This window comes from Vibrio sp. AK197 (genome assembly GCF_053903115.1).
The window spans coordinates 1,428,122-1,453,266 of the sequence record NZ_CP096429.1 but is presented as its reverse complement, the minus strand read 5'-3'; the positions used below and the strand labels follow the sequence as shown (position 1 = coordinate 1,453,266).

Annotated in this window: 21 protein-coding genes; 7 read left to right on the top strand and 14 right to left on the bottom strand. The window is 45.9% G+C overall.

The features are described 5' to 3' along the window. Positions 1–9 precede the first annotated feature (9 nt). From M1D72_RS06620 to M1D72_RS06600, 5 genes are all read right to left on the bottom strand, one after another. On the bottom strand, positions 10–1,104 hold the full coding sequence (locus M1D72_RS06620) for a NapC/NirT family cytochrome c (RefSeq protein ID WP_456295004.1): 1,095 nt from the start codon (positions 1,102–1,104) through the stop codon (positions 10–12). Between the two features lie 283 nt (positions 1,105–1,387). Continuing rightward, positions 1,388–3,499, bottom strand: a complete 2,112-nt coding sequence (locus M1D72_RS06615; protein WP_456295003.1) for a type I secretion system permease/ATPase — start codon at positions 3,497–3,499, stop codon at positions 1,388–1,390. Positions 3,500–3,519: 20 nt separating this feature from the next. After that, positions 3,520–5,430, bottom strand: coding sequence for a bifunctional diguanylate cyclase/phosphodiesterase (locus M1D72_RS06610; RefSeq protein WP_456295002.1), 1,911 nt, complete (start codon positions 5,428–5,430; stop codon positions 3,520–3,522). A gap of 8 nt (positions 5,431–5,438) precedes the next feature. After that, positions 5,439–6,098 carry a transglutaminase-like cysteine peptidase gene (locus M1D72_RS06605; RefSeq protein ID WP_390192305.1) on the bottom strand — a complete coding sequence of 220 codons (660 nt, stop codon included), beginning with the start codon at positions 6,096–6,098 and terminating at the stop codon, positions 5,439–5,441. Between the two features lie 46 nt (positions 6,099–6,144). Then, the gene (locus tag M1D72_RS06600; RefSeq protein ID WP_456295001.1) at positions 6,145–7,536 is read right to left on the bottom strand and encodes an HlyD family type I secretion periplasmic adaptor subunit; all 1,392 of its coding nucleotides are present in this window, start codon (positions 7,534–7,536) and stop codon (positions 6,145–6,147) included. Between the two features lie 202 nt (positions 7,537–7,738). Here M1D72_RS06600 and pdxH point away from each other — a divergent pair, with 202 nt between their 5' ends. Then, entirely contained in the window at positions 7,739–8,374 is a 636-nt protein-coding gene (gene pdxH, locus M1D72_RS06595) for a pyridoxamine 5'-phosphate oxidase (protein WP_456295000.1), read from the top strand. Here the strand turns inward: pdxH and M1D72_RS06590 are convergent. The 3 genes from M1D72_RS06590 to M1D72_RS06580 form a co-directional block, all read right to left on the bottom strand. Next, complete coding sequence (locus M1D72_RS06590) at positions 8,371–9,126, bottom strand: helix-turn-helix transcriptional regulator (protein WP_456294999.1); 756 nt, start codon at positions 9,124–9,126, stop codon at positions 8,371–8,373. The genes pdxH and M1D72_RS06590 overlap by 4 nt on opposite strands. Before the next feature lie 324 nt (positions 9,127–9,450). After that, positions 9,451–11,271, bottom strand: a complete 1,821-nt coding sequence (locus M1D72_RS06585; RefSeq protein WP_456294998.1) for an SUMF1/EgtB/PvdO family nonheme iron enzyme — start codon at positions 11,269–11,271, stop codon at positions 9,451–9,453. A 129-nt stretch (positions 11,272–11,400) separates the two neighbouring features. Then, the gene (locus M1D72_RS06580; RefSeq protein WP_390192292.1) at positions 11,401–12,501 is read right to left on the bottom strand and encodes a PEGA domain-containing protein; all 1,101 of its coding nucleotides are present in this window, start codon (positions 12,499–12,501) and stop codon (positions 11,401–11,403) included. A 424-nt stretch (positions 12,502–12,925) separates the two neighbouring features. On the opposite strand from M1D72_RS06580, the gene M1D72_RS06575 reads away from it, so the two are divergent. The 4 genes from M1D72_RS06575 to putP all read left to right on the top strand — a co-directional run bounded on the left by M1D72_RS06575 (position 12,926) and on the right by putP (position 19,316). Then, complete coding sequence (locus M1D72_RS06575; protein ID WP_456294997.1) at positions 12,926–13,750, top strand: helix-turn-helix domain-containing protein; 825 nt, start codon at positions 12,926–12,928, stop codon at positions 13,748–13,750. 184 nt (positions 13,751–13,934) lie between these two features. After that, positions 13,935–17,054: a bifunctional proline dehydrogenase/L-glutamate gamma-semialdehyde dehydrogenase PutA gene (gene putA / locus M1D72_RS06570; RefSeq protein ID WP_456294996.1), complete on the top strand. Its 3,120-nt coding sequence runs from the start codon at positions 13,935–13,937 to the stop codon at positions 17,052–17,054. 23 nt (positions 17,055–17,077) lie between these two features. Further along, complete coding sequence (locus M1D72_RS06565; protein WP_456294995.1) at positions 17,078–17,767, top strand: 1-pyrroline-5-carboxylate dehydrogenase; 690 nt, start codon at positions 17,078–17,080, stop codon at positions 17,765–17,767. Positions 17,768–17,834: 67 nt separating this feature from the next. Beyond that, on the top strand, positions 17,835–19,316 hold the full coding sequence (putP, locus tag M1D72_RS06560) for a sodium/proline symporter PutP (RefSeq protein WP_456294994.1): 1,482 nt from the start codon (positions 17,835–17,837) through the stop codon (positions 19,314–19,316). Between the two features lie 185 nt (positions 19,317–19,501). Here putP and M1D72_RS06555 read toward each other — a convergent pair whose 3' ends face one another. Beyond that, complete coding sequence (locus tag M1D72_RS06555; RefSeq protein WP_456294993.1) at positions 19,502–19,765, bottom strand: hypothetical protein; 264 nt, start codon at positions 19,763–19,765, stop codon at positions 19,502–19,504. A gap of 81 nt (positions 19,766–19,846) precedes the next feature. On the opposite strand from M1D72_RS06555, the gene M1D72_RS06550 reads away from it, so the two are divergent. Beyond that, a complete protein-coding gene (locus tag M1D72_RS06550) occupies positions 19,847–20,323 on the top strand; it encodes an Lrp/AsnC family transcriptional regulator (protein ID WP_093270211.1) in 477 nt (158 codons plus the stop codon). Positions 20,324–20,383: 60 nt separating this feature from the next. Here the strand turns inward: M1D72_RS06550 and M1D72_RS06545 are convergent, their stop codons facing one another. Both M1D72_RS06545 and M1D72_RS06540 read right to left on the bottom strand, forming a co-directional pair. Next, positions 20,384–21,151 carry a siderophore-interacting protein gene (locus M1D72_RS06545; RefSeq protein ID WP_456294992.1) on the bottom strand — a complete coding sequence of 256 codons (768 nt, stop codon included), beginning with the start codon at positions 21,149–21,151 and terminating at the stop codon, positions 20,384–20,386. 93 nt (positions 21,152–21,244) lie between these two features. Next, complete coding sequence (locus M1D72_RS06540) at positions 21,245–21,832, bottom strand: LysE family translocator (protein WP_456294991.1); 588 nt, start codon at positions 21,830–21,832, stop codon at positions 21,245–21,247. Between the two features lie 136 nt (positions 21,833–21,968). On the opposite strand from M1D72_RS06540, the gene M1D72_RS06535 reads away from it, so the two are divergent. Next, a complete protein-coding gene (locus M1D72_RS06535) occupies positions 21,969–22,409 on the top strand; it encodes an Lrp/AsnC family transcriptional regulator (RefSeq protein ID WP_456294990.1) in 441 nt (146 codons plus the stop codon). A 2-nt stretch (positions 22,410–22,411) separates the two neighbouring features. Here the strand turns inward: M1D72_RS06535 and M1D72_RS06530 are convergent, their stop codons facing one another. From M1D72_RS06530 to M1D72_RS06520, 3 genes are all read right to left on the bottom strand, one after another. Continuing rightward, positions 22,412–23,752: an MATE family efflux transporter gene (locus M1D72_RS06530; protein WP_390192272.1), complete on the bottom strand. Its 1,341-nt coding sequence runs from the start codon at positions 23,750–23,752 to the stop codon at positions 22,412–22,414. 215 nt (positions 23,753–23,967) lie between these two features. Continuing rightward, positions 23,968–24,591 carry an HAD family hydrolase gene (locus M1D72_RS06525; RefSeq protein ID WP_456294989.1) on the bottom strand — a complete coding sequence of 208 codons (624 nt, stop codon included), beginning with the start codon at positions 24,589–24,591 and terminating at the stop codon, positions 23,968–23,970. A 33-nt stretch (positions 24,592–24,624) separates the two neighbouring features. After that, a complete protein-coding gene (locus tag M1D72_RS06520) occupies positions 24,625–24,984 on the bottom strand; it encodes a glutaredoxin family protein (protein ID WP_456294988.1) in 360 nt (119 codons plus the stop codon). Positions 24,985–25,145: the final 161 nt, after the last annotated feature.

Below are 25,145 nucleotides of genomic sequence, written 5' to 3'. Positions count from 1 at the left end.
TATAACTCCTTAGTGACTAACCACATCTTTGGCGTGGTGCTGGAAGAACTTGGTTAAGATTTCGAGATTGGCATCAGAGATGTCCGTGCGAGCACCCATGCTTTTCGCCACTGGGCCCCATGCGTTGACGGTGAAGTGTTCAGCCGGAATTTTTGCATGGCAAGTGGCACAATAGACGTTGTCCAATTGTTGGGCATAATCCCAAACCGGGTCTAGATTATCGACCACGGGTTGGTTTATTACGGTATTTAAGCGAACGGCTCGCCATTCATTGCCATAGCGGTCGGCTTCAAACTCACCCCCTTGCAGGGCTTGTTGCCCTTGTTCATTAAGCGTTGCGACAATCGCTCTCTGGCCACGTCCCATATACAATACTTGCTCTGCTCCTTTCATTTGGTAAGCGTTCAAAGTGACTTGTCGTTGATCACCATCAGTTGCTGTGACGTCGAGCGCAGTGGTGGGATTGACCGTCCCGAGTTCACCAAGAGCAGTAGCTGTGATTGGATAAACGGTTTTGGCCGTACTCGATGTGCGTTTTGTTAATGCAACGAGGTTATCGTAGGCTTTACTGTCGAGTTCAGCTTCTGGAGCGAAATGAGCAACCCCTTTATGACAATCAATACACGTTTGATTGTTTTCCTTGCCGTAGGCATGCATTTTGGCGGCATCTCGCGATTGAGCATAAGTTTCCATCGCATCAAAGTCATGGCACGAGCGACAGGTAGCTGAGTCATTGTCGCGCATTTGGTGCCAAACCATTTCCGCTAACTCTTTTCGGTGTGCTTCATACTTTTCTGGTGTATCGATTTTTTTCGAAATGAACTCGTGATAGATGTCCTTTGAAGCGCGAATTTTGGTGATCAAATAATCCATGGGTTGTTCGGGGATATGGCAATCGGAACATTCAGCACGAATGCCTTTCGCGTTACTAAAGTGAACCGAGCCTTGGTACTCTTTGAAGGGTTGTTCCATGGTGTGACAAGAAATACAAAAATCGGTGTCCGATGTGTAGTGCATGACGGCTGCCGTTCCGCCAAGGACTAACCATCCGATGACACCGCCGATGAGAGCGATTAAAGCGATATAACGTTTTTTCATTGGCATTGCTCAAGATATTGTTATTGGACGTTGTCCGGTAATAATCACAACTTTAGAGCGGTTTGATGATGAATGGTGAGAAAAGGCTTGGTTTTTATAGGGCTTTTCAATTTTAAGACGTATAAGGCTCGCACGCTGTAGATCAAGGTGAAGGTTATTGCTTGAACGCTATACAATAATTCTGGCATCTGCTAGCTTGGATCGCGGTTGAGACGAAAAAGGTTAGGGCAGTTTATCGTGCCACAAAGGTCTATTCCTCGTGCATAACAAGGGAGAGGAGAGGTCCCGGTCAACGTTTTTTGAGCGTGCCTTTTTTTAAATCACTTAACACATGAGCTTTGGGGCCATCGGCGACGATCATGCCTTTTTCCATCACAATGATACGTTCAACCAGATCAAGCATCGACGGTTTATGAGTAATCAAAATGAGCGTTTCTGTTTTTCCCAGCGTGGCTAATTGCTGCTTGATATGCTGTTCGGAGCGGTTATCCATCGCACTGGTTGGTTCATCCATCAATAACACTGGAGGACGACCAAGTAATGCTCTCGCGATTGAAACCGCTTGGCGTTGACCACCCGAGATTAACACACCACCTTCGCCAACTTGACGCTCAAGCCCGGCGGGATCGTTTTGCGTAAACACACTGACGCCTGAGCGATTGGCTGCATCGAGAATATCGCGATCATCGGCGAGGGGGCGCCCTAAGGTGATGTTGTCACGAATAGAACCATAAAACAGTTGGCTCTCTTGAGGAACACATCCTATATTGCGACGTATATCAATATGATGCAGCTGTTCGATATCGGTATTATCGATTCGAACATGCCCTTCGGTGGGCTTATATAGCCCCATGATTAGGCGCTCTAACGTGGTTTTTCCAGAGCCAATGCGACCAATAATCGCGACTTTTTCACCTGGTCGTATCGTGACACTTAAGTTACGAATGGCCGCCATCGAGGAGTTTGGATAGTGAAACGTCACGTTATCCAGTTCAATTTTGCCATGGATAATTGGCCTGTGGAGATAACGCTTGCCAGGTTGCTGTTCATCGGGCATCTCCATGACTTGATTGATGATCGATAACGATGATTTGGCTTGATTGTAGCGCGTGGAAATCATGGACAGCTGTACCATCGGAGCGATAGCGCGAACGCTCAGCATAGTGGCAGCGATGAGCCCCCCCATGGTTAATTGACCATCGGCAATGAGATACACCCCGAAGATGATAATACCGACATTGCAAGATTGCTGAACAAACCCCGCGGTATTTTGGATTCCATCGGTGATTCTTCGACTCTTTATACTCCAGTTAGCCATATGGGCAACGGCCTCTTCCCAGCGAAATTGGAATTGGCTTTGTGCCCCAAACAGTTTAACTGTTTCCAACCCCGACAGGCTTTCGATTAAATTCGCGTATTTTTGCGAAGCGAGTCTAGAGCCTTCTTCGATAGCACGGCGTAACGGTTTTTGAATCAACAGTGAATAGAGGAGAAGAATCACCACTCCGGTGACAGGAACATAAACCAGATCGCCAGCCATGAGCCAGATGATCAGTAAGAACATGATGGTAAAAGGCAAATCGATGAGCGCTGCGATGGTCGCTGAGGCAAAGAATTCTCGTATGGCTTCGAACTCTTGTAAGTGACGGGCAAACGCACCCACGGATGGTGGTTTTGATTCCATACGGATGCCCATTACTTTGGCGTAAATTTTTGAAGAGATTAAAATGTCTGACTTTTTGCCTGCCACATCAATAAAATAGCTGCGTAGCAGTTTGAGCAATAAATCAAATAAGAAAACCACGACAACGCCACTGGCTAGCACCCAAAGTGTATCAAACGCCAAGTTTGGAATGACTTTATCGTACACCAAACGAGTGAACATCGGCGCCGCGATGGCAAATAGATTGATTAAAATAGATGCAATTAGCACATCTCGAAAAATGCGCTTACTTTTCCAGATGGTACCCCAAAACCAATGACTATGGTCGTCTTTAAGGATTTCGGGCGAGCGTTCATCATAGCGAAATTGCTTTTTTACTAGAAAGTAACGACCTACGTATTGGTTATTTAAGTCACTCAGCGACAAGGTAACGGGGACCATGCCTGAGTCTAGATTGACGACTTCAACTTCTTGTTTTTCGATATCCAGCTTATTGAGAACACAGGCATCGCCATCACGAAGCAGCAGCACGACAGGAAGTACGAGTGGTGAAATATGCGTTAGGGATGCGCGGTTCTCACGAGCGACTAATCCAGCACGCTCTGCTGAGCGAGGAAACAGAAAGGGCGTTAACTTTCCTTCACTGAGGGGCAATCCATTAATCAACGCTTCAGGCGAGTTCGCTAGTCCATAGTAGCGACTGACATAAATTAATGAATTGAGTAACGCATCCTGCATTATTTAACCCCTCTGTGTGTTTAATTGTCCACAATAAAACCTTGAAATACGTCAATAAAATGTTGAGATAAGAAGTTTAATTGAGTTTGAGTTTCTACCCTTGAAGCAATGGTCACAATGCCGAGATCATGTGCGGTTCTTGAGATTGAGGTTAAGGTGAATTTCTGCTTTTCATCATCTAAATGGTGCGTGAATAGGTAGTCGAGTTTGACATAAGCGGGTCTAAATTCGTTGATGTAATCTAACGACTGGAAGTGACGGCCATAATTATCGACACCAAAATCCGCGCCCGCTTCTCTTACCGCACTGCAGAAAAGAGCGGTATGATGCGGTGTATGGATAAACGCACTTTCTGGAATCTCGAAATGCAGCTTAGAAATCACGTCTTTGTGCTTGCTCAGTTCATTGCCAATCCAGCGAATAAAGCTTGGTTGGGCGATACTGGCGGCGGATATGTTGATCGCGACTCGTGTCGTGATTTGCTGCTCTTCAAGCCGATTTAACAGCGTACGAATGACATATTGGTCGAATAGGTGGCTTGCATTGAGTTCTTCGAGTGCAAACAAATATTGATTGGCACGATAAGTTTGTCCATGGCTTTTAATCGTTGAAAATACTTCACTGTGATAGCTTTGGCCTTCGGCGTTGTTCGCTGACTGGAGACGAAACTCAATCCAGTCATTAGAAATGGCTTCTTCCACCAAGTGTTTCCACTGACTTCTACCCATCACGTGTTGTGAGGTATGGGCAGCAATAAAGCCAAATTCCAGTTCTGGCTCTGCTTTGGCGATCGCTAATGCGTTGTCAAGCATGCTCAATACGTCCGTGGTTGTCTGTCTATCTTGGGTATAGACCACGCCGAGGGCGATATTTTCCGCGCTAAAACCAAGGGGATCCGCGTTTAAATTATGCACATAAGCCATAATGCTGTTTGCCATCTGCTTAAGCTGCTCTTCGGTCATATTGGGGAAAATAAACGAAAACTCGTTAGATGACATTCGTGCGATAACCACGTCTGACGCTGTAATTGATACTTGTAACTGCGCGGCGACTTCTTGCACCATTCCATCGCCTGCTTCATAGCCTTTCTCGTCATACAGATCTTTAATGAAAGAGGCTTCTAAGATCGCTATCCCGCCACTGCCGCCATCGCCGAGCCAAGCGTTGAGCTGGTTCATATAGTAGGCGCGGTTACCGAGTTTAGAGACTGGATCAATGTACGCACGCTCACGCAACATTTGCGCTTCTTTGGCTTGCGCTTTAAACGATTTCTCAACTTGCGCTGACATTCGATTAATGCCATCGACCACATAGATTAAATCTTGGGTTTGAGGACGAGGTAGGGGCTGACCAAATTGATTTTTTGCCACTTGCTCCATTTTGGTCACGATCAATTGCAAAGGACGCAATGCGCGTTTAAGAATAAAGGCAATTGCGGCGATACCGATGATAAAAATGACGCTAAAGGCAAAACTCAGACGAACAAATGCTTTCCACAACTGGGAGTAAGCACTGCCGGGATGGCTGACAATTTCCACTTCAGCCAGTTGCATCCAACCGCTAGTGACGACTCGACGATCGTGAATTTTGCTAAATAGATTAAGATTCGAGAACCATTTAGGAACGCTGCTGGGATGAATAGGATAACTACGAACGATTTCTTCACCACTGTCTAAAAATACCAGCCTTACTACCGAGTAACTGCTACCGTCAAACAGGGCATTAATCACTGATTCAACGGCGACCTGATCTTTATTTTCCAGATACGGAGCAAGCGCAAGCCCCACGGTGTTGATCGTGTTACTGACTTCAGAGCGTTGTTGCTGCTCCAGATTGATTCGTGTCGTATTGAACTCGATGACGAAGACTGATGCCATCAGCATCAGAAACACCGCGATCATTCCTGCGACCAACTGTTTATATAGTGTCATACTGCCTTTTAATCATAATTGACGATCGGTTTATTCAGTTTGAGTGAGCGCTCACGACTTCTTAAGTCATTCCATAGACTGAGTCTAGATGACTCACCCGCTAACTGCCCTTGATTTGACTTCATTAACCACAGATTTTTACCGTTAAAACTGTATATCGGTAGTAGATCTTTACGTGTAGAAGCAGGTTTAATCACTGGATTAATATTGTCCAAAATCAGTGGTTCTGAACTTGGTCTTTGATAATACGCAAGAACCATATGAAATTGGTTAAGTTCTAATGCTTTAACATACACCAGTCGTAGTTTTGTGTCTGAGACGCCCAGTTCAAGTAATGAAAAGTATTTTGCTATCGTAAAGTCTTCACAATCACCGGCGTTAGCACCAAGAAATTCGAGCGGTGTAGCCCAATAATCATTTTTACCCCAAAGGTTTATGTCATTGACAAAGTTTAGCTGATTAAAGAAACGATTGACGCGCTCAATTTGTTGCCTTTCATCGAGTTTTTGATAATTTTCCATCTCTTCGCGCCATGTTGTCACGCGTTTCGCGGCTCGTTCTCCGTAGGTGGTACGCACAGAGTCAACCCATTGCTGTTCAGTGCGGTTTAAAGCAAAGGTAAAGGTCGAAAGGATTAAAGCGAGTAACGCGGACAACCAACGGGTCATGTTATCCAAATTCTCAATGAAACGGGTGAGGGTCGGCAAATCATTGTTATTCCTTGAGCGCATTCTGTTGCGCACTTAAAATGGGGGTTAATAAATATTCCATGACGGTGCGCTTTCCGGTAATGATATCGACCGACGCGGTCATTCCTGAAATAATCGGTAAGCTGGTGTCATGGTTTAGTGAGGTTTCTTTGGTTCTCACTCGAACTAAGTAGTAACTGTTGCCTTCTTCGTCTTGCGTTGTATCTGCACTAATATGCTCTAAAGTACCAGATAATCCACCATATTTGGTAAAGTCGTAAGCACTAAATTTAACGACAGCCGGTAAATTGGGGCGCAAAAAGGCAATATCTTGCGGTGCAATTTTTGCCTCAACTAACAGCGTATCTTCACTCGGGACGATTTCCACAATATCCATCCCTGGTTGGATAACGCCCCCGACCGTATTAATGTTCAATGTTTTTACTGTCCCTGTCACTGGTGAGATCACCACCGTTCGATTGACCCTGTCTTGCAGGCCCACCGCGGATTCGGTGAGTGCAGAGAGCTTATCTTGCACTTGGTTAAGCTTTTCTTGCTGCTCTGAGCGAAAACGTTGTGCGGCTTCAATTCGATTGAGCATTGCTTCACGAATCGCCGAAAGAAGCAAAGGGATTTTCAATTCACTGGAGGTGAGTTCTCGTTTGGTATCGTTGACTTGACGCTGCAGTTTTAGAATCTCGATTTGCGGCACGACACCCTCTTCGGCAAGGGGTGTGGTGATCTCAAGTTCTCGATTGGCGAATTGATAACTGGCCTTGAGGTTACTCACCCGGGCTCGTGTTTCAATTAAATCCTGCTGCTTTTGTTTAACCTGCTGATCAATCTGCGAAATTTTATTGCGTAAGTTGTTAAGGTCGAGCTGATATTCCACTTTTTGCCGAGCAACAAGTTCGGGCCTTTGTTGTTCAAATTCTTGAGGAAATACCAGCAATGAATTGTCAATTTGAACGTTTTGTGTCCAATCCTTTTCATTGAAGTTATCGTTAATTGCGACGCTATCGATGGAGGCTGATAATTGATAAACACTGGCGCGGAGATTCGCCACTTGTTGCTCTCTTTCTCGAAAGTCAGAGCGAAATAGTGTGTCATCAATCAGCAGTAACTGTTGTCCTTTGTTGACGTGTTGACCCTCGCGCACCAAAATTTCTTTGACTAAACCCCCTTCCAAATTTTGCACTATTTGCACTTGTGAAGAGGGGACCACTTTACCTTGGCCAGCAGTGACTTTGTCGATTTCTGCCCACGAAGACCACACGCCGGCGGCAATAAAGAATAGAACGACGAGCCATAACATTATGCGAGCATTACTTGGTGTGTTGAGAAGCAAGGCCGCGGTCTGATCATCGATGTAGTTAAGTTCCTGCTGTGAAAGCTTGTTATAACTGCTTTTTCCCATACTCATCCCTTGCGGTTACCACTACGTATAAAGCAATAGATAAAAAGTCTGATATATAAACTTTTGCTGATACTGTGTATTTTAGAAGTCTTCTGACGAATACGAGAACTTATTGCTGGTTTTGACTGATTTTGTATCGAGGCATAGCTTGTTTTCTCAATAATATCAGCGCACAATCTAGCAAAAATTAGTGGGGGTTAAGATGGAACTTGAAGATATCCGCCGTGAGTACATTCGAGGTGGCTTGCGAAGAAAAGATCTGCTTGCTGATCCAATTAAGCAGTTTGATGTGTGGCTGCAACAAGCGATCGATGCCAAGCTGACCGATCCGACGGCGATGACAGTGGCAACCGTTGATGGAGACGGGCAACCATTCCAACGCATTGTTTTACTTAAGCACTTAGACAATAACGGTTTTGTTTTTTATACCAATCTAGGCAGCCGTAAGGCTCAGCAGATCAGTCACAATAATAAAATCAGTTTGCACTTTCCCTGGCATCCCCTAGAACGTCAGGTTCATGTTACTGGCATCGCGCACAAATTATCGATGGCGGAAAACATCAAGTACTTCTCATCTCGCCCGAAAGAGAGCCAGATCGCAGCGATCGCGAGTAAGCAAAGCAGCCGCATTTCAGCGCGTGGGGTCCTTGAAGGTAAGTTCTTAGAGCTGAAGAAGAAATTTGAAAGTGGCGAAGTTCCAGTACCAAGCTTTTGGGGCGGCTTTCGGGTTGAACCTCAAACGATGGAATTCTGGCAAGGTGGTGAGCATCGCCTTCATGATCGTTTTCTATTTAGTAAGCAGCAGCAAAGTTGGGATATCGACCGCTTAGCACCTTAAGCACGAATCTGTTGCTCGCTAGGCTCCTGAGCCTTCAGTTGGTGATGGGGCCTGGCAATGTTCAGTATGACAGAAAGTTGCGTTTTTAGCAGGCTTTGAGGAATATGAGAACCAAAGCCGTATTCTAGTGCTTTTTCTATCAGTTGAGTCTGATTCAACGCGCCAAATTTATCACGTAGTTTTACGATATACCCTTCAAACGTTTTCACCGAAATATTCATCACCTCAGCGATGAACTGTGGCTTTTTACCGCATAACAATAAAAATAGCGTTTCTGATTCACGTGGTGTTAAGCGGTGGCTAAGTGCTGTGTATTGTTCGTGATCATGAGCCGCTACGGCAGTCAGTTTATCTTGGCTTTGGCAGACCCAATGTCCGATCTCAAGAAGGACGGAATCGGTTAAATCTTGGGCAAAAAAGATCACCCCTTGCACTTGACCATCATAATCAAACCAAGGCTTTTTGGTAAAAATGTGAGCGCGCCATTGACCATCCGGATAAGGGTGGATATCAAGAATTTTCAGTTCTTGACCACTTTCTACCACCAATTTGTCCTGAGCTTTAAAGGTGTCTGCACAATCGGCAAGCGGTGAAGGTAACTCATGCTCACTTAATCCAATACATTGCTCTGGCGAAGTGAGGCCAACCAGTTCAGAATATGACTGATTCACATACACAAAGACCGAGTCTAAGTTTTTGCATCCCCAATAACCGGGAATTTGCTTAAGCAGTGAAACGAATTGGTTGTCCACATTAAGTACCCTGACCCTATACACGAAAGATAGAGGTGTTCCCTCTATCTCATTGGTGCGACATACAAACCAAGAATACTAAATAAAAAAGCCAGCCGGCTGAGCCGACTGGCGAAAATCGGAATAGGTGAGTTGGACTTCACCTAATCCAAAAGGCAGCAATATGCTGCATTGAGACATATCAACAGAAGAACCGTAACAGTTAGGGATATGCTACAGCTCTAATAATATAAGTTAGCGGCAAACAGTGAAGGCGATAAGGGGGGATTTCCCTCCCCTTTATCGCAGAGTGAATAATAGAGACATAATGATTATGAACGGCGGTTATTTCACCGTGCGTACCACACGAAAGCCGACATAGTTAGCGGATGCCGAAGGTTCGATAAACAGTTGCTGATGAGCGGCCGCCATGTCGGGAGAGAAGTTCCAAGCCCCACCTTTGGCGACACCGCGTGGATCATTGGTCCACTGCCAAACGTTACCGACGGTATCGTATAAACCAATTGGGTTTGGTGCGAAACTCTTTACAGGGGCAGTACTGATGTTTGACCAAGGCGTTCCGCTCCAGCCGGTATTGGCTTCCCCAGCGCGAAACTCATCCCCCCACCAATACTGCGTGTGCTTGCCAGCGCGTGCGGCAATTTCCCACTCTTCTTCCGAAGGAAGGCGATAGTGGAAACCGGTGCGTTGGCTTAGCCAATTGATGTAGGCTTGCGCATCGTTACGGCTGATACATACTGCAGGAGAGTCGGCAGTTTGTTTGAATCCCGGATTACGCCAATAGCTCTTTGCAATCGCGGTAATGTCCGAATCTTTTATGGTGGTACAGGTATTTTTGAGCTCGGCATCGGTTTGATATTGTGTGCTATCGATGAAGGTTTCAAACTGTCCAACCGTAATCGGCGTGGTACCAATTGCGAAAGCATGATCAAGGTGAACTTGATGGGAAGCATTTTCACCGATGTAATATTGTCCTGGGGTAACGGCGACTAAATCCGGCGCTTTTAATTTACCTTTGACACTGTCGGCGAACCGCTCCCCAGCTTTTAAGCGATTTTCATATTCGTATAAATTCGCGCGTAATGCCTGATCTGATTGAATGTTGATCTCTTGCTGAAACGAGCGATAGCCCTCTTTGGCGATCATTACAGTGTGTTTGCCAACGGGCAACATCACTTCAAGCGGCGTACTACCGTAAGAAACGCCATCGATGGTGACGTGATCATCATATTGGTTTGAACGCACCGTTAAACTGACCCAAGCAATCTCTTTTTGGGCACTGAGTTCACTATCGCCAACGCCAGGGGCAAAGCAATACTTGGTATCAAGTCCAAGTAGTTGGCAGGCTGCGCGTTCTGGCGCACGCGATTCCAGAGCGACATCAAGTACCGTGCGATAGCGCATGCCGTCATAAAACCCTGATTCAGTCACATGATGACTAAGAACATGGATGTTGAGTGAGGCATCGCTAAGGTGTTGCCGGGCAATTTGGGCTTCCGAGGTGCTGTCAATTAAACGCGTTTGAAATTGTTTTACGGCTTTTTGTAAACCAAGGTCTCGGGTCTGTTGATCACATTGAGCAAGGGTCATCGAAGATTGGCAACGATTAGTAAAGCTAACCTTAAGGGTTTCTTGATGTCTCAACTCTTTCTTAAGTCGGTCAGCACGCGCCCGTAACTTAGCGGTTTCCAATTCTTGAATAGATTGCATTAGCTCGTCAACAGCGGCTTGCTTTTGGGTTAACTGAGACTCTTGTTCTTCGAGTTGTTGCTGCGCGTCTAGGCGTTGAACTTGGTTTTGTTTTACCTTGGCCCACGCTTGTTGGTAACTTTGCTGTGTCGCGGTAATATCTAAAGTTGGGTCGTCAATGATTCGTTGATAATCGCGTGCCAAATCCGTTTTGACTTTACCCAGCTCCGCATCGAGTCGCCGCGCATTTTTATTTAGCTGGCGCAGTGTGGCTTTTTGAGTATTAACCGCAGCATGTTGCTCATCTCTTTGTTCACGCGCCACTTTGAGTTCTGAATGGCGGGTAAAAAGAGCATCTTCGATACCGACAACGGTGGTTGGAAGCGCTTCTGCCCATACATGAATACTATTCACGCTGAGCAGAGCAATCAATAAAGAGGGGAGACCTAGGCGCATTCTCATTCTACTTCAATTATCATTCGTTTTTCGCCTCACTCATCTCAAGTGCCAAAACCGTCATGTGAAGTGACCGCCTTTTCTAGCACTTGAGCGAGAATCATGCTCAGCGAAGAAACACTAAAAGAATTAACTGTCTTTATTGGGTCTGAGCTTAACCCAAACAGTATCATTGCCAGAGACAGTAATGGTTCGGTTGTAGGTTTCATACCCGTCTTTGGAAACCGTCACTTGATGGCGTCCTTGTGGCAATACTACTTCAACCGGCGTACTACCGTAATCGACGCCATTGATGACCACGTCATCGTTGTATTGGTCGGAACGAACAGTGACATTGGCCCATGCTGGATCTTTGGGTTTGTTATCGTTCGCCTGACCTTTTAAACAGTAGCGATTTTCAACGTTCAGTAATTGGCAGGCAGCCACTGCTTCAGGCTTCGCTTGCAGTTGTGCCTGCATTTGAGTGAAGTAATTATTATTGCCTTCAAATCCTGAGCGAATAAATTGGCTTTCTTGAATATGAATATTGAGTTCAACACCCTGAGCGTTGCGTTTCGCAACCGTTGACTCCGTCAAGCTGTCCATTAAATTTTCGCGAAATGCTTTCACCGCTTTTTGTTTCGTCAGGTGTTTCCCTTGATTAGAACATTGGCCTAATGTCATGGTCGAAGAACAGGCGGTTTGATACTGGGTTTCGACAACTTGGCTTTCACGAAGCTCGGCATCTAAGCGTTTAACACGGGCTTCTACCTTTTGCTCTTTCAGGTAAGAGTGCTCAGAGTTCAAGCGAGCTTGTTTTTGTTTGATTTGCGACAGCCGCATTTCGCTTTCTGTCATTGCCTGCTGATTCTCAAGTTGCTGCGCTTGGTTATCTTTAACCGCTGCCCATGCTTCTTGATAGCTTTTTTGGAATGAAACTAAGTCGATATCAGGGTCGTCGAGTAAACGACTGTACTGCTTGTCTAAGGCGGATTTAGCTCGATTCCGTTTTGCATCCAAATCTTGCCCTTCGCGCTTGAGTTTGGCTTGGTCATTCTTTAGTTGCTGAAGTTGATCGGCTTCAAGATGATACTCTTGGGCCATCGCATCCAATTCTGCTTGCTTGTTTGAGAGTTTGGAGTCGATCGCGGAAATCGGATCCACAGGTGTGACTTCTTCCGCTGAAATCGCTACCGATACCCAAAGAGGGCATAGCGCCAACAAGAGCGCTGGGGTTCGACGTAATATCATAGTTCCCTGCAATCAATTAACGTGGTTACATCACCAATGTGAAAAGACAATATTTTGACGGTCCTCACAATGAAAACGGTCTATTTATAATTTTTTAATAGCTCGGTAGCACTTTTTTGCGGTCTCAGAACTTAACCGTTTGTATGTCATATGAAAGTGCTATTTCTCATTTTGAGCAGATTACTAAATTATGCAAGAACATATACGGAACTACGTGCGTGATCTTAAGCAGAAATCGCATTGACCGTAATTTCTGTGCGCTTGATCATTGTTCCAAAGTATCGAGTTAATCTAATTTCATATGAGTGCAATTCCATATATAACCAAGGCATATACAATCAAATGCTAACTGGCTCACAAAGTTTCGAGTTCTGGCGATTTTGGTATACCATCGCAGAAAGTGAAACTCAGGCAGATGGCATGAATGAAAACCCCACTCGATACCATGAAACCCAGGCATAATGATGCCAAAGTTTTGTCGCCTCGCCCGGCAGAGCTGATTACGTTACCTTCTCATATGGATTGCCATGATCACCAATACACTCAGATTGTGATTGGGCTTAAAGGTCAGGCGGAATTTGACGTGCGTGGCATTGGTAATCGAGTTGGCCCGGGGCAGGGATGTGTGGTGACGCCTTCGACCAATCACGCATTTGGTGGTGTAGAAAGCCAGTCTGATATTTTGGTGTTGAACCTACAAACGCCTACCCAAGATGACCCGTTGATGTTGCAAAAGATCAATGACCTGAGTGAATGCGATGTCTACTTTAAGCTCGATAACCAAATTCAGCGCATTATTCACTTACTGGTTGGCGAGATGGATGCGCATCCTGATGATTTGCTTTTGAGCCGTGCTTGCAATGACACCGTGATGGCACTTTTGCAACGTCATATTTCTGCATTTCAGACCCCCCGCAAGGATTCCCGGTTTGATCTCGATGTCATTGATCGTTATATCGAGCGTCATATCGGTCGCCGAATCAGTGTTGCTCAATTGGCTGGCAGTGTATTTCTTGGGGAAAGTCAATTCCACATGCTGTTCAAAGAACAGATTGGTATTACGCCCCATCAATATGTTTTGAATAAACGCATCGATCTGGCAAAAGCCTTAATAGAGCAAGGCGAGCTTACCATTGGCCAAATTGCAGAGCTAACGGGCTTTTCAGGACAAAGCACTTTCACCCATACCTTTTCACGTCTTCAGGGCTTGTCACCAAGCCAGTATAAAAAGCAATATTCTGTTAAATAATCAAAATGTAGTGAATTAAATATTATCAACTGTGCGTGAGATTGTTTTTAGTTTGTTAATAAGCAGAGGAAATAGCAAAAAGCTCGGAGTTTTTGACAAGTATTCAGCCTGCGCTCACAATACACTGCAAGCCATTGTAGGAAATCTGAAAAATTTGTTCAGATGTTGAGATTGAGGAACGCGCATGTTTACTGCGACCGATGTGTTGAAAACCGAGTTTGTTGAGCAGCCGCTTGAACAGCTTTGGTCACTGATCTCACCACTATATATGGTGGATGAATCACAATGGCTTGAACAGCTATTACCCCTTGCGACTTCCAGTGAGGCTGAGAAAAATCAGATCACTGAGCAAACCACTGAATTAATTCATGCGATCCGTGCCGATAAAAAGTCGATTCAGATGATCGATGCGCTGCTATTAGAATACAGCTTGGATACGCAGGAAGGCATTTTATTGATGTGTTTGGCTGAAGCCTTGATGCGAGTCCCCGATGCCGCGACCGCTGATGCGCTAATCAAAGACAAACTCAGTGTTGCTGATTGGAAGTCACACCTGAAGAATTCAGACTCGGTTTTCGTTAATGCGTCTACTTGGGGATTGATGCTAACGGGTAAGGTGATTGGCCTTTCTGATACACAACCGCCAAGCCCGGCTCAAGCGGTCAATAGCTTAGTTAATAAGTTATCTGAACCTGTGATTCGTAAAGCGATGCACCAAGCGATGAAAGTCATGGGGTATCAATTTGTGCTGGGACGCAGCATTGAAGAAGCACAGAAAAATGGTCGCAGCATGCGCGATAAAGGATTTACCTATTCGTATGATATGCTCGGTGAAGCCGCATTAACCCGTGATGATGCGCACAAATACTTTCAAGATTATCTCACCGCTATCGATGCGGTAGGGCGCAATCGTTACGGTGATAGTACCAGCCCTGCTGCTTCGGTTTCGATTAAGTTGTCGGCGCTTCATCCCCGTTACGAAGTTGCGAATGAAGCGCGTGTGATGACTGAGCTTTATGACACGTTACAAAAGCTGCTTGAGCGAGCCATTGACGTTGATGTTGCCATTACTATTGACGCTGAAGAAGCGGACCGTTTAGAGCTTTCTCTTAAACTATTTGAAAAAGTTTACCGTAGCGATTTGGTGCGGGGGTGGGGTAAGTTTGGCCTGGTGGTTCAGGCATATTCGAAACGTGCCCTGCCTGTATTGATGTGGCTAAATGGGCTTGCGAAGCAACAAGGTGACTTGATTCCACTGCGCTTAGTCAAAGGGGCATATTGGGATAGCGAAATCAAATGGTCACAACAAGCAGGCTATGATAATTACCCAGTTTACACCCGCAAAGAAGCGACCGATGTTTCTTACCTGGCGTGTGCGCGCTTTTTACTAAGTGAGCATGTCCGCGGTAATATTTTCCCACAATTTGCGAGCCATAATGCACAAACGGTCACCTCGATCGCGGTGATGGCCCAGCACAAAGATTTTGAATTTCAGCGCCTACATGGCATGGGCGATTCACTTTATAACCATGTAATGGCCACGCATCATCAACCCGTTCGCATTTATGCGCCGGTGGGTAGCCACAAAGATTTGCTGCCTTATCTGGTGCGTCGGTTGCTTGAAAATGGTGCCAATAGCTCGTTTGTGCATCGCTTAGTGGATGCACGCTGCCCTGTCGAGACATTAACTCAAAATCCGGTCGATGTATTACAAAGTCACACGACGCTGAGTAACCCGCAAATTTCGCTTCCACCCAATATTTTCCCTGAGCGTAAGAACTCAATAGGGGTAAACATTGATATTGAAAGTGAAGCATTGCCGTTCGAACGCCTAGTTGCTTCATTTATGGATAAGCAGTGGCGAGCGAGCCCGATGATCAATGGGATATGGCAAAGTGATGATCCTTCCGCTCAAACCTGTTATGTCGAAACCATTACTGCGCCTTATGACCGTGATGTGACCGTGGGGACGGTGGTTCACGCAAGCCTTGATCATGTTTCCGCAGCCATTGATGGCGCGCAAGCGGCATTTGATGCATGGAACCAAACCGATAAACAGCAGCGAGCAGCTTGTTTAGAGCGTCTTGCCGACCTATTGGAAGAGAACTTGGCAGAGCTTGTAGCACTGTGTCATAAGGAAGCGGGTAAAACTATCCACGATAGCATCGATGAAGTGCGTGAAGCGGTTGATTTTTGTCGTTACTACGCCAAGCAAATTACTCAATTTTCCTCGCAAAGCATTACCGATTTCTCTGGAGATACTCACCAAGTGACTCGCGAAGGACGTGGTGTGTTTGTGTGTATTAGCCCTTGGAATTTCCCATTAGCCATTTTCCTTGGTCAGATAACCGCAGCGTTGGTGGCAGGGAATACCGTTGTTGCTAAGCCTGCAGAGCAAACTAGCTTAATTGCTGCTCGAGCGGTTGCTTTAATGCAGCAAGCTGGCTTTGCGCAAGGCACGATTCAACTGTTGACAGGCCGTGGCGCAGACATTGGTGCGGCTTTGACATCTCACCATGCGATTGCTGGTGTCGCCTTTACTGGGTCAACCAATACCGCTCAGCGGATTAATTTGTCATTGACTGAGCGCGAAGCGGCGCCAGTGCCGTTTATTGCTGAAACGGGCGGTCAGAACGCGATGATCGTTGATAGCACCGCGCTGCCAGAACAAGTGGTTCGTGATGTGCTTCGTTCGGCATTTGCGTCAGCCGGGCAACGCTGTTCAGCACTGCGAGTCTTATACGTTCAAGAAGACATTGCTGATCGTATCATTGGGCTGATACTGGGGGCGATGCAAGAGTTACAAGTAGGTTTGCCTTACTTGCACGCGACGGATGTGGGGCCTGTTATTGACGCGAATGCCCGTCATAAGCTTCAGGCGCACATTGACCGCATGACCAGCACCGAAAAGAAAGTGGCGCAATTAGAATTACCTGAAACCTGTAAAAATGGCGATTTTGTCGCGCCTTCTGCATTTGAAATCAGCAGTATCAATAGTTTAACGGAAGAACATTTTGGTCCTATTCTTCATATCGTTCGCTATAAGGCCAAAGATTTGGCACAAGTTGTGAATGATATCAACCAGACGGGTTTTGGTTTAACGATGGGAGTTCATAGCCGAAATGAAACCACTTACCGGTGGATAGAGAAAAACATTCGAGTCGGTAACTGTTACATCAACCGTGACCAAGTCGGTGCGGTGGTCGGTGTACAACCCTTTGGTGGTCAGGGGCTATCAGGCACAGGTCCAAAAGCGGGTGGCCCGCATTACCTGTATCGGTTCACTCAGCCCCAATTTTCTTAATTCGGTAAGTAAGGAGAAGGTTTATGGTACATCACGTGACTCGTTTTTCAGATGCTTACTCGGCATGGGAAAATTGGAATCAAACCAGTTTTGACGCTCGTAAAGAGAGTATCTTGACGCTATGCAGTCAACTGTCTGCGCCTGTGTTGTCGGCATTTAATTATCAGATTACTCACGCCAGTCAGCATTTGGCTCAAACACATCAGCTCGTCGGGCCAACTGGTGAAACAAACGAACTTTATACCGCAGGGCGCGGTGTTGCCGTCATCATTCAAGATGAACTCAGCACTCGTGCCCAGCAGTGTGCTGCTGCTCAAGTGGCCGCGGCTATCATCGCAGGAAATGGTGTTATTCTCTGTAGCGATGACACGGCGTTTTCATCGCTACTTGAAAACGCATTTATGCAATCAGCATTGCCCGCGAACCTCATTCAGTTTGCTTCTAATGACGCTTATCAGCAGCTTTTAGAATCAGATGTGCGAATCGTGGGGTATGTCGGTAACAGCGCGGTTGAAATGCAACTTAACCGCCAACTGGCCAAGCGTCACGGTGCCATCGTGAGTTTGATTTCTGAAACGGATACCACCAACATGCCTGTTGCGTTGGATCCACAACTTTCGCTTCGCTTTATCACCGAGCGTACCAGAACCATAAATATTACCGCTGTCGGTGGCAACACCACCTTATTGGAACTGGGTAGCGAAGCTCATTAAGCTTCCCATTTGATGCCCCAGTTGGGGCATCCAAGGAAGAAAGTTTATAATTAAGAGGATAAAACATATGGAAAATAGCTTTGCTATTACCTCAACGTTTATTGCGTATCTGATAATGATGCTCGCAATCGGCGTTATTGCATACCAACGAACGAAAAACTCGTCCGACTATTTTCTAGGGGGGCGTACATTAGGACCTTGGCCTTCAGCGCTTTCTGCTGGTGCATCAGATATGAGTGGCTGGCTATTATTGGGTCTTCCTGGCTATGCTTACGCGGCTGGTCTCGAAGCGATTTGGTTAGCTGGCGGTCTGTTAGTGGGAACATGGCTGAACTGGTTGATTGCTGCGAAACGTCTTCGTACGTACAGCATTACCACCGACGCCCTCACTTTGCCTGAATTCCTTTCTCGTCGCTTTAATGATAAATCGAAATTGATTCAAATTATCTCTGCGTTCTTTATCCTGCTGTTTTTCTTGTTCTATACCAGTTCAGGTTTAGTAGCTGGTGGTAAGTTATTTGAAACTGTATTTGGTCTTGATTATACCCTTGCGGTGATTGTTGGAACGGTGTGTGTGGTTTCTTACACCCTGTTTGGCGGCTTCTTGGCGGTCTCTTGGACTGACTTAGTGCAAGGTTTACTGATGTCTGCAGCACTGGTGATTGTTCCTCTCGTTGCAATGGAAGGTGATTTGTCGACGCAGCTTGAAAACATTAACCCACAACTGCTGACGATTTGGAACGATGTGAAAGGGGAGCCGTTATCCGGCATCGCCATCATTTCTTTGGCCGCTTGGGGCTTAGGTTACTTCGGACAACCCCATATTTTGGCGCGTTTTAAAGCGGCTCGTTCGAATAAAGATTTAGGGACCGCTCGCCGCATTGCCGTACTGTGGACGGCGATTTCTATGGCTGGTGCTCTATTGGTCGGGCTTGTTGGTCTGGTATACGTGACCAATACAGGCAGCTTGTCTCTTGATGACGGTGAAAAAATCTTCATGCTACTGGTGAATGCCATGTTCCACCCAGTGGTTGCGGGTATCCTCTTAGCAGCCATTCTCGCCGCCATCATGAGTACCGCTGATTCACAATTGCTTGTGTCTTCGTCTGCGCTGGCGGAAGACTTCTATAAGCAAGTTATCAAAAAAGACGCAACATCCGAGGAAATCGTTGTAGTTGGCCGCGTGGCTGTTGTCGGTCTATCGATTGTTGCTCTAATTCTTGCAATGACACCGGATAGCTCTGTGCTTGGCCTTGTTTCCTACGCATGGGCTGGATTTGGTGCAGCGTTTGGTCCTGCCATTTTGCTTAGCCTGTTTTGGTCACGCATGAATCGTAACGGCGCATTAGCCGGTATTGTTGTCGGTGGCGTTACCATCGTAGTTTGGAAGCAGCTTTCTGGTGGTTGGTTTGACCTTTATGAAATCGTTCCTGGATTTATTCTTGCTACTCTGGCGATTGTGATCGTGAGTTTAGTCAGCGGTGAACCTGAAGAAGCGGTGAAGGCTCAACACAGAACGTATGAGAAAAATCTCGCTGAACTTGATTAAACAAGTCATGTATTTTCTCTGTAAAATTTTGCCCTGCTATGTAGCAGGGCTTTTTTATTTATACCAGTATTAGTTTCGGAATAAATATTCCAAATTTTTCAGCAAAATTTGATCAACTGGAACTATTTTGCACATTATTGGTCAATATCCGTTGTTGTATGGATTGTAAACAGAGGAGGATTCCGTCATGCCACGAGCGTATTGTCAACGTTGTCACCGTGAAACCAGTCATAAGGTGGTTTTACAACGTTGCATAGCCGAGGACCATTCGCTTGCTCAGCGATTCTTCCATTCTCTCGCCATGTTGCTTCATGGGGATCACTACGTGAAGATGGAAGAGCAAAGTATTTGCCGTGAGTGCAATACGCCTTCGCCGCACAAACGGATTGCGATGTCAGATATACACCCTGTGTGACCGCTGCTGAATCACGAAACCCATATTCTTCCATAGGCGACGACCTCCAACTCCGTTACTATCTATTTTGTTTTGTGATCTTTTCTCTAACGATGATGGTTGGAATGAACGCTTCATGGATCTAGATAGAATTGACAAAGAAATCTTACGTTTGCTGCATATGAAAGGGCGTCTGCCCCTAGTTGAGCTAGCAAAACAGGTGAATTTAACCACATCACCATGCTCTGATCGCGTTAAGCGGTTGGAAAAAGAAGGTTATATCAAGGGTTACCACGCAGAGCTCAATGCTGAAAAGCTCGGACTGGATGTTCAAGTGTTTATCCATATCCGCCTTGATCAGACCAGTTTTTCAATTTTCGAAAAATTTGCCGATGCGGTGGCAGATATGCCTGAAATTGAAGAGTGCTATTCACTTTCCGGTGATTTCGATACCATGATTAAAGTGCGAGTCAAAGACATGAAGTCCTATCAGCATTTTATGGCGCGCAAACTGGGGACCTTGCCTGGTGTTATTCAGACTCGAAGCGAAGTTGTGATTGAAGAGCACAAGACTAATTTTGGGTTAAATCCAGAGTTAATTTCAACGCTTTAACGGGCGGTGTTGTGCAGAAAAAAGCCACCATGTTTAGGTGGCTTTTTTATTCGGATTCGCTCAATTTTGGGTTTCCATATCCTGGCGTTTAATCACCTTGTGCCCATCTTCGGTGACACCTCGTTTCCAATAGCTGCTGAGGTAAATATTTTCGCGTCCCACTTCTCTTTCGTTACGGAAATATTTTCGCATCGCGCGCATTGAATCAAATTCACATGCACACCAGACGGATGTGGTGCCTGCCAACCATTCGAGATCTGGCACAACTTGGTTGATGCTTTGCTCGGTTAGCCAGATAACCTGCATGTTTTCTGGCGCGTCTAAAGGTTGCGTATCTTGTTCATCCTGTACTTGAATCACAGCATACCCTTTTGCATCGCGAGGTAGACGGCGAATTTTGGCTGAAAGGGCGGGCAGCGCTGTCATATCGGCGACCATAAAAAACCAGTCGGCGTCGATATTCATATTTTGGATGGTGCCAGGCCCAGCAATATGAATCTTTTCACCAATCGAGACGGTCATCGCCCAACGAGCAGCAAAGCCACTACTGAGATCATCGGTTTCATGGCGAACAAAATCGATTTCAATCTGGTTTTGTTCAGGTAGATAACGACGAATTGTGTAGGTTCGCATTGACGGTTTTTCATCGACAGTGAGTGAGTCAAGATCAGTGGCACCCTGAGAATTGAACAGCAGCTTAACGTATCCGCCTTCACAGTCACTTGGGTAATCAGCAAAACCATCACTTTGCAGTAGGATACGTTGCATATTCGGCGTGATGGTGTCACTGCTAACCACGGTGGCGACATTGGGTTTTGGCTTATTCATAGATTACTTTCTCACGATAATTATTCTTGTTCTCACTAAGGTTACCACCTTCTTCAACGCTGCGAAAAGCGTCTTTAAGCAAATTTACATTGCTTAATGGAGCATAGGAAAGGTTGATCCAATGAGCAATAGAGCCATTACATAGTTAAAGCTTTTCACACGCTTAGGTGTGGTCAACCAGGTTTGTAAATGTTGACCAGCGACGACCCAAATACTGGTCGACGGCAAATTGGCAAAAATAAACACGGTCGCGATAATCAGTAAATTGAGCCAAGACGAGCTCGGGTTATAGACACTGACAGCGGTTAACGCCATCGTCCATCCTTTAGGGTTCATCCACTGAAACATAGCGGCTGAAAAGAAATTCATCGGTCGATAACCATCTGTATTTTGTGTTGGCTTGCTGGTGGCGATCTTAACGGCTAAATAGAGCAAGTAAATTAAGCTAATCACTTTGAGTACGGTGTGCAGAAAAGGATAACTATTAAATGCACCAGTTAAACTAGCCCCTACGATCATTAACATCGCCGAAAATCCAAATGTGACCCCCAGCAAGTGAGGAATGCTCCGGGCGAAGCCAACATTGGCTCCCGAGGTCATCAGCATAATATTATTCGGTCCTGGGGTAAAAGTGGTAACAAAGGCGAACAGAGCCAAGGCGCTTATGTGAGCGAATTCCATAATATGTCTCTCTAATGACAGTGAAAATCAGGGTGAGTAGGCTGTTTAACTAGCTGAAAATATAATAGATAGAATTATGCTCAATTTTGTGCTTTTATTTGTTGTTAATGAGCTATTTTTGCAATGGAATTGAGCAATGGATAAATTTGACGAAATAATATTGCGCGAGCTGAAGAGTAACGGAAGAATCCCCAATGTAGAGCTTTCTGAGCGCGTTGGGCTTTCGCCATCGGCTACGCTACGCCGTGTACAAGAACTCGAAAAACGCGGTGTGATCAGTGGTTACCGTGCGGTGCTTAATCGTAATGTGATGGGGGTTGGTTTTATTGCCTATGTGTCGGTTGGGTTATCGAGCCACGGTAAAAAAGCGCAAAAAGAGTTTGAACAGCATGTTCAGTTTGTTGATGAAGTGGTTGAATGCCACAACATCACAGGGGCTAACGAATACTTGCTGCGAGTTGAGACCAATGATTTGGTCGGCTACAAGCGATTCCACGCAGATGTGTTGGGGGAGTGCCAAGTGGTGAATGCCATCACTACCATGGTAGTGATGGATTCGTCGAAAGATGAGCGTTGAGCTTAGTTTTGTTGGGCTAATTTTGCTTCGACTTGAGTCAGTGCTCGGCGATACATGAGCCAAGCACAAAGTCCAGCAAAGAGGTTGCCGACAAGAGCGCCGATAAACAAGCCTTGTAATCCGTCCAATTGAGCACCGAGCCACAAGCAAGGCAGGAAGAAAACGAACAGACGCAGCGCCGAAATGGTTAACGCGGTATACGATTTACCTAATGCGTTGGACACCGATACCATCATCATACACACGCCAAGCGGTCCAAGGCTCAAAGGCACAATCATCAAGTGCCAATTTAAAATCGACTCAACACTGTGCTCACTGGTCATGAGTTGAGCCAGTGGTGTTGCGGCAAGCCAAGTGATGATCGCAATCACCAGCTGTAAGCCAAGTATGAACTTGACGGCAATGTTAATGAGTTGGCGAATATCCTGTATTTTCCCGGCCCCCAGTAAGCGACCAATCATTGGAGGCATGGACATGGTTAACGCCAATACCGCAACAATAGCAAAAAACTCATAGCGAGAACCCAATGCCCAGGCAGCCACTGCGGCGGTGCCGAACGTGGCAAGCAACTTGGTGGCTAACATTGATGAAAGCGGAGGAAGAAGCTGGCTTATCATCGCTGGCCCCATGATATTGCTGATCGAACCTACGCTGCGCACGATATTGAGATCATGCCAATCAAAGCTTACCCAATGGCGTGACATGACTTTTGGGGCAACCACTAAAATACCGATACCAAACGCGAGTATCGTTGCAATCGCAGCGCCGTTAATGCCCAAATCAAGGGTAAAAATGAAGATAGGGTCAAGCGCCAGGTTGAGTACGCTGGTGACCATCATCATGGTGCCTGGCAACATGGTATTGCCGTTTGAGCGGCAGAGGCTGTAGAAAAAGTAAAGTACAGCGCCCGTCCAAGAGCTGACTAACCAGTATATCCAATAACTGTCTATGATTGGCATGACGCTGTCTGGGGCACTAAGCAGAGACAGTAAAGGTCCGCGCAACAGGTAAATCAGCACGGAAAACAGCGCAATTCCAATGCTCCCGATGGCAATCACCAAGCCGCCAAGTTGTTTGGCATAGCGTGTTTGTCCGGCGCCTAACGCACGAGAGATAACCGCCGTGGTTGCGATGCCTAGGCCCACTTGAAGTCCAATGATCACCATCTGAATTGGTAAGGTGAACCCTTGTGCAGCTAACGGTAAAACGCCAAGTTGACCGATAAAAGCACTATCCACCAATTGAAAGCTCATGAGCGACAGCACGCCGAATAACATCGGCCAAGTCATGGTAAACAATTGGCGGCTTAAAGAGTTGGGTGGAGCGGAAACAGTATCAGACATAATTCTCGAACTTGTGTAATAAAGAAAAGTAAACCGAGGTGTGGTTAACCTCGGTTTAGCTGCTAGAGATTATTGGGGATGAAAGCCAACTAATCAACCGTCACCGCGTAAGGTTACTGCGATTTTATATGGCACCGTAGTTTGGCATTGACGGTGTGGATTCACCAATGCTTTGATATCAAGAGATCGAAGTTGGTAAGCGGTTACTTCACTCACTATTGATGTTTACTGATATACGGAATTAATTGATCAAGTGAGTTGACGGTAAGCGAAGCATACGCGGAAAACTCTCGATGCATCGGATGGTTAGTGACGAGGCAACTTGGCGTCTTTGCATTCATCGCGGTATGTAAATCATGCACGTAGTCGCCAACATAAATCAGCTCCTCTGGCATCAGTTGCCAGCGCTCAAGGAGGGCATTTAACGCGTCTGGACTAGGCTTGGCGGCGTAGTGTTCTCGGCTAATGACGGGCGAAATCGTCAACCCATGCTGCTCAAGTTTTTGCTTCGCGGCTGCTTGGCAATTACGAGTAATGATCGCCACATGATGCTGCTCGCGAGCTAATACGTTGAGCAGTGCTTTGGCCCCTGGCATCAGTTCGCTGTGCCGAGCATCGTCAAGTTCATGATCGACCACAATTTGATGGGCTTTTTGTGCTTGTTGATGCGGAAGTTCGTCGATGTAGTTAAGAAGATCCCGTTTAGGCGGGCACCCGATTTGTTCACGAAGCCAGACAAAGTTCAGTTGCGAGCTAATCAGAGTATTATCCAAATCAAACACCATGGCTTTGATTTTGGTCCAATCGAGCTTTACTGGATGTGAAGCAATCCGCGTCATACTCTTTCCTATGGCTGCCTATCAGAGATCAGTTTAAGCGAACTCTTTTTCTAAGTACGCGACAATGTCTGAAGATTCATACATCCATTGAGTTTGACCATTTTTCTCAATGCGCAAACATGGCACTTTGATTCGTCCACCACCTTGCTCCAACTCAGCTCGATGCTGTGGATTGTTCTTCGCGTCTTTTAATGCAACATTCACGGATTGACGTTTCATCGCGCGGCGAACTTTCACGCAAAATGGGCAGGCTTCGAATTGGTACAGCGCTAAATATTTCGCCTTTTCATCAACTTGACGCTGATCTTGGGGATTGCGTTTAATGCCTCTGGGAGAAAATACCGCATTTAGTACCAAAATGAGTTTTCCTAATAACCAGCGAATGACTTTCATATTGTTTTCCAATATTGCAGTTTGAATGAATGGCCTAATACTGAGGCCCAATGAATCGGTGCTACTTTGCCAATCCTTAATTTGATAATCAACCGTCGATGCGCCAAAGCGCGATGTTTTCTGATTGTTTTTGACGTTCCTTAGCAGATCAAAGGGCTTCT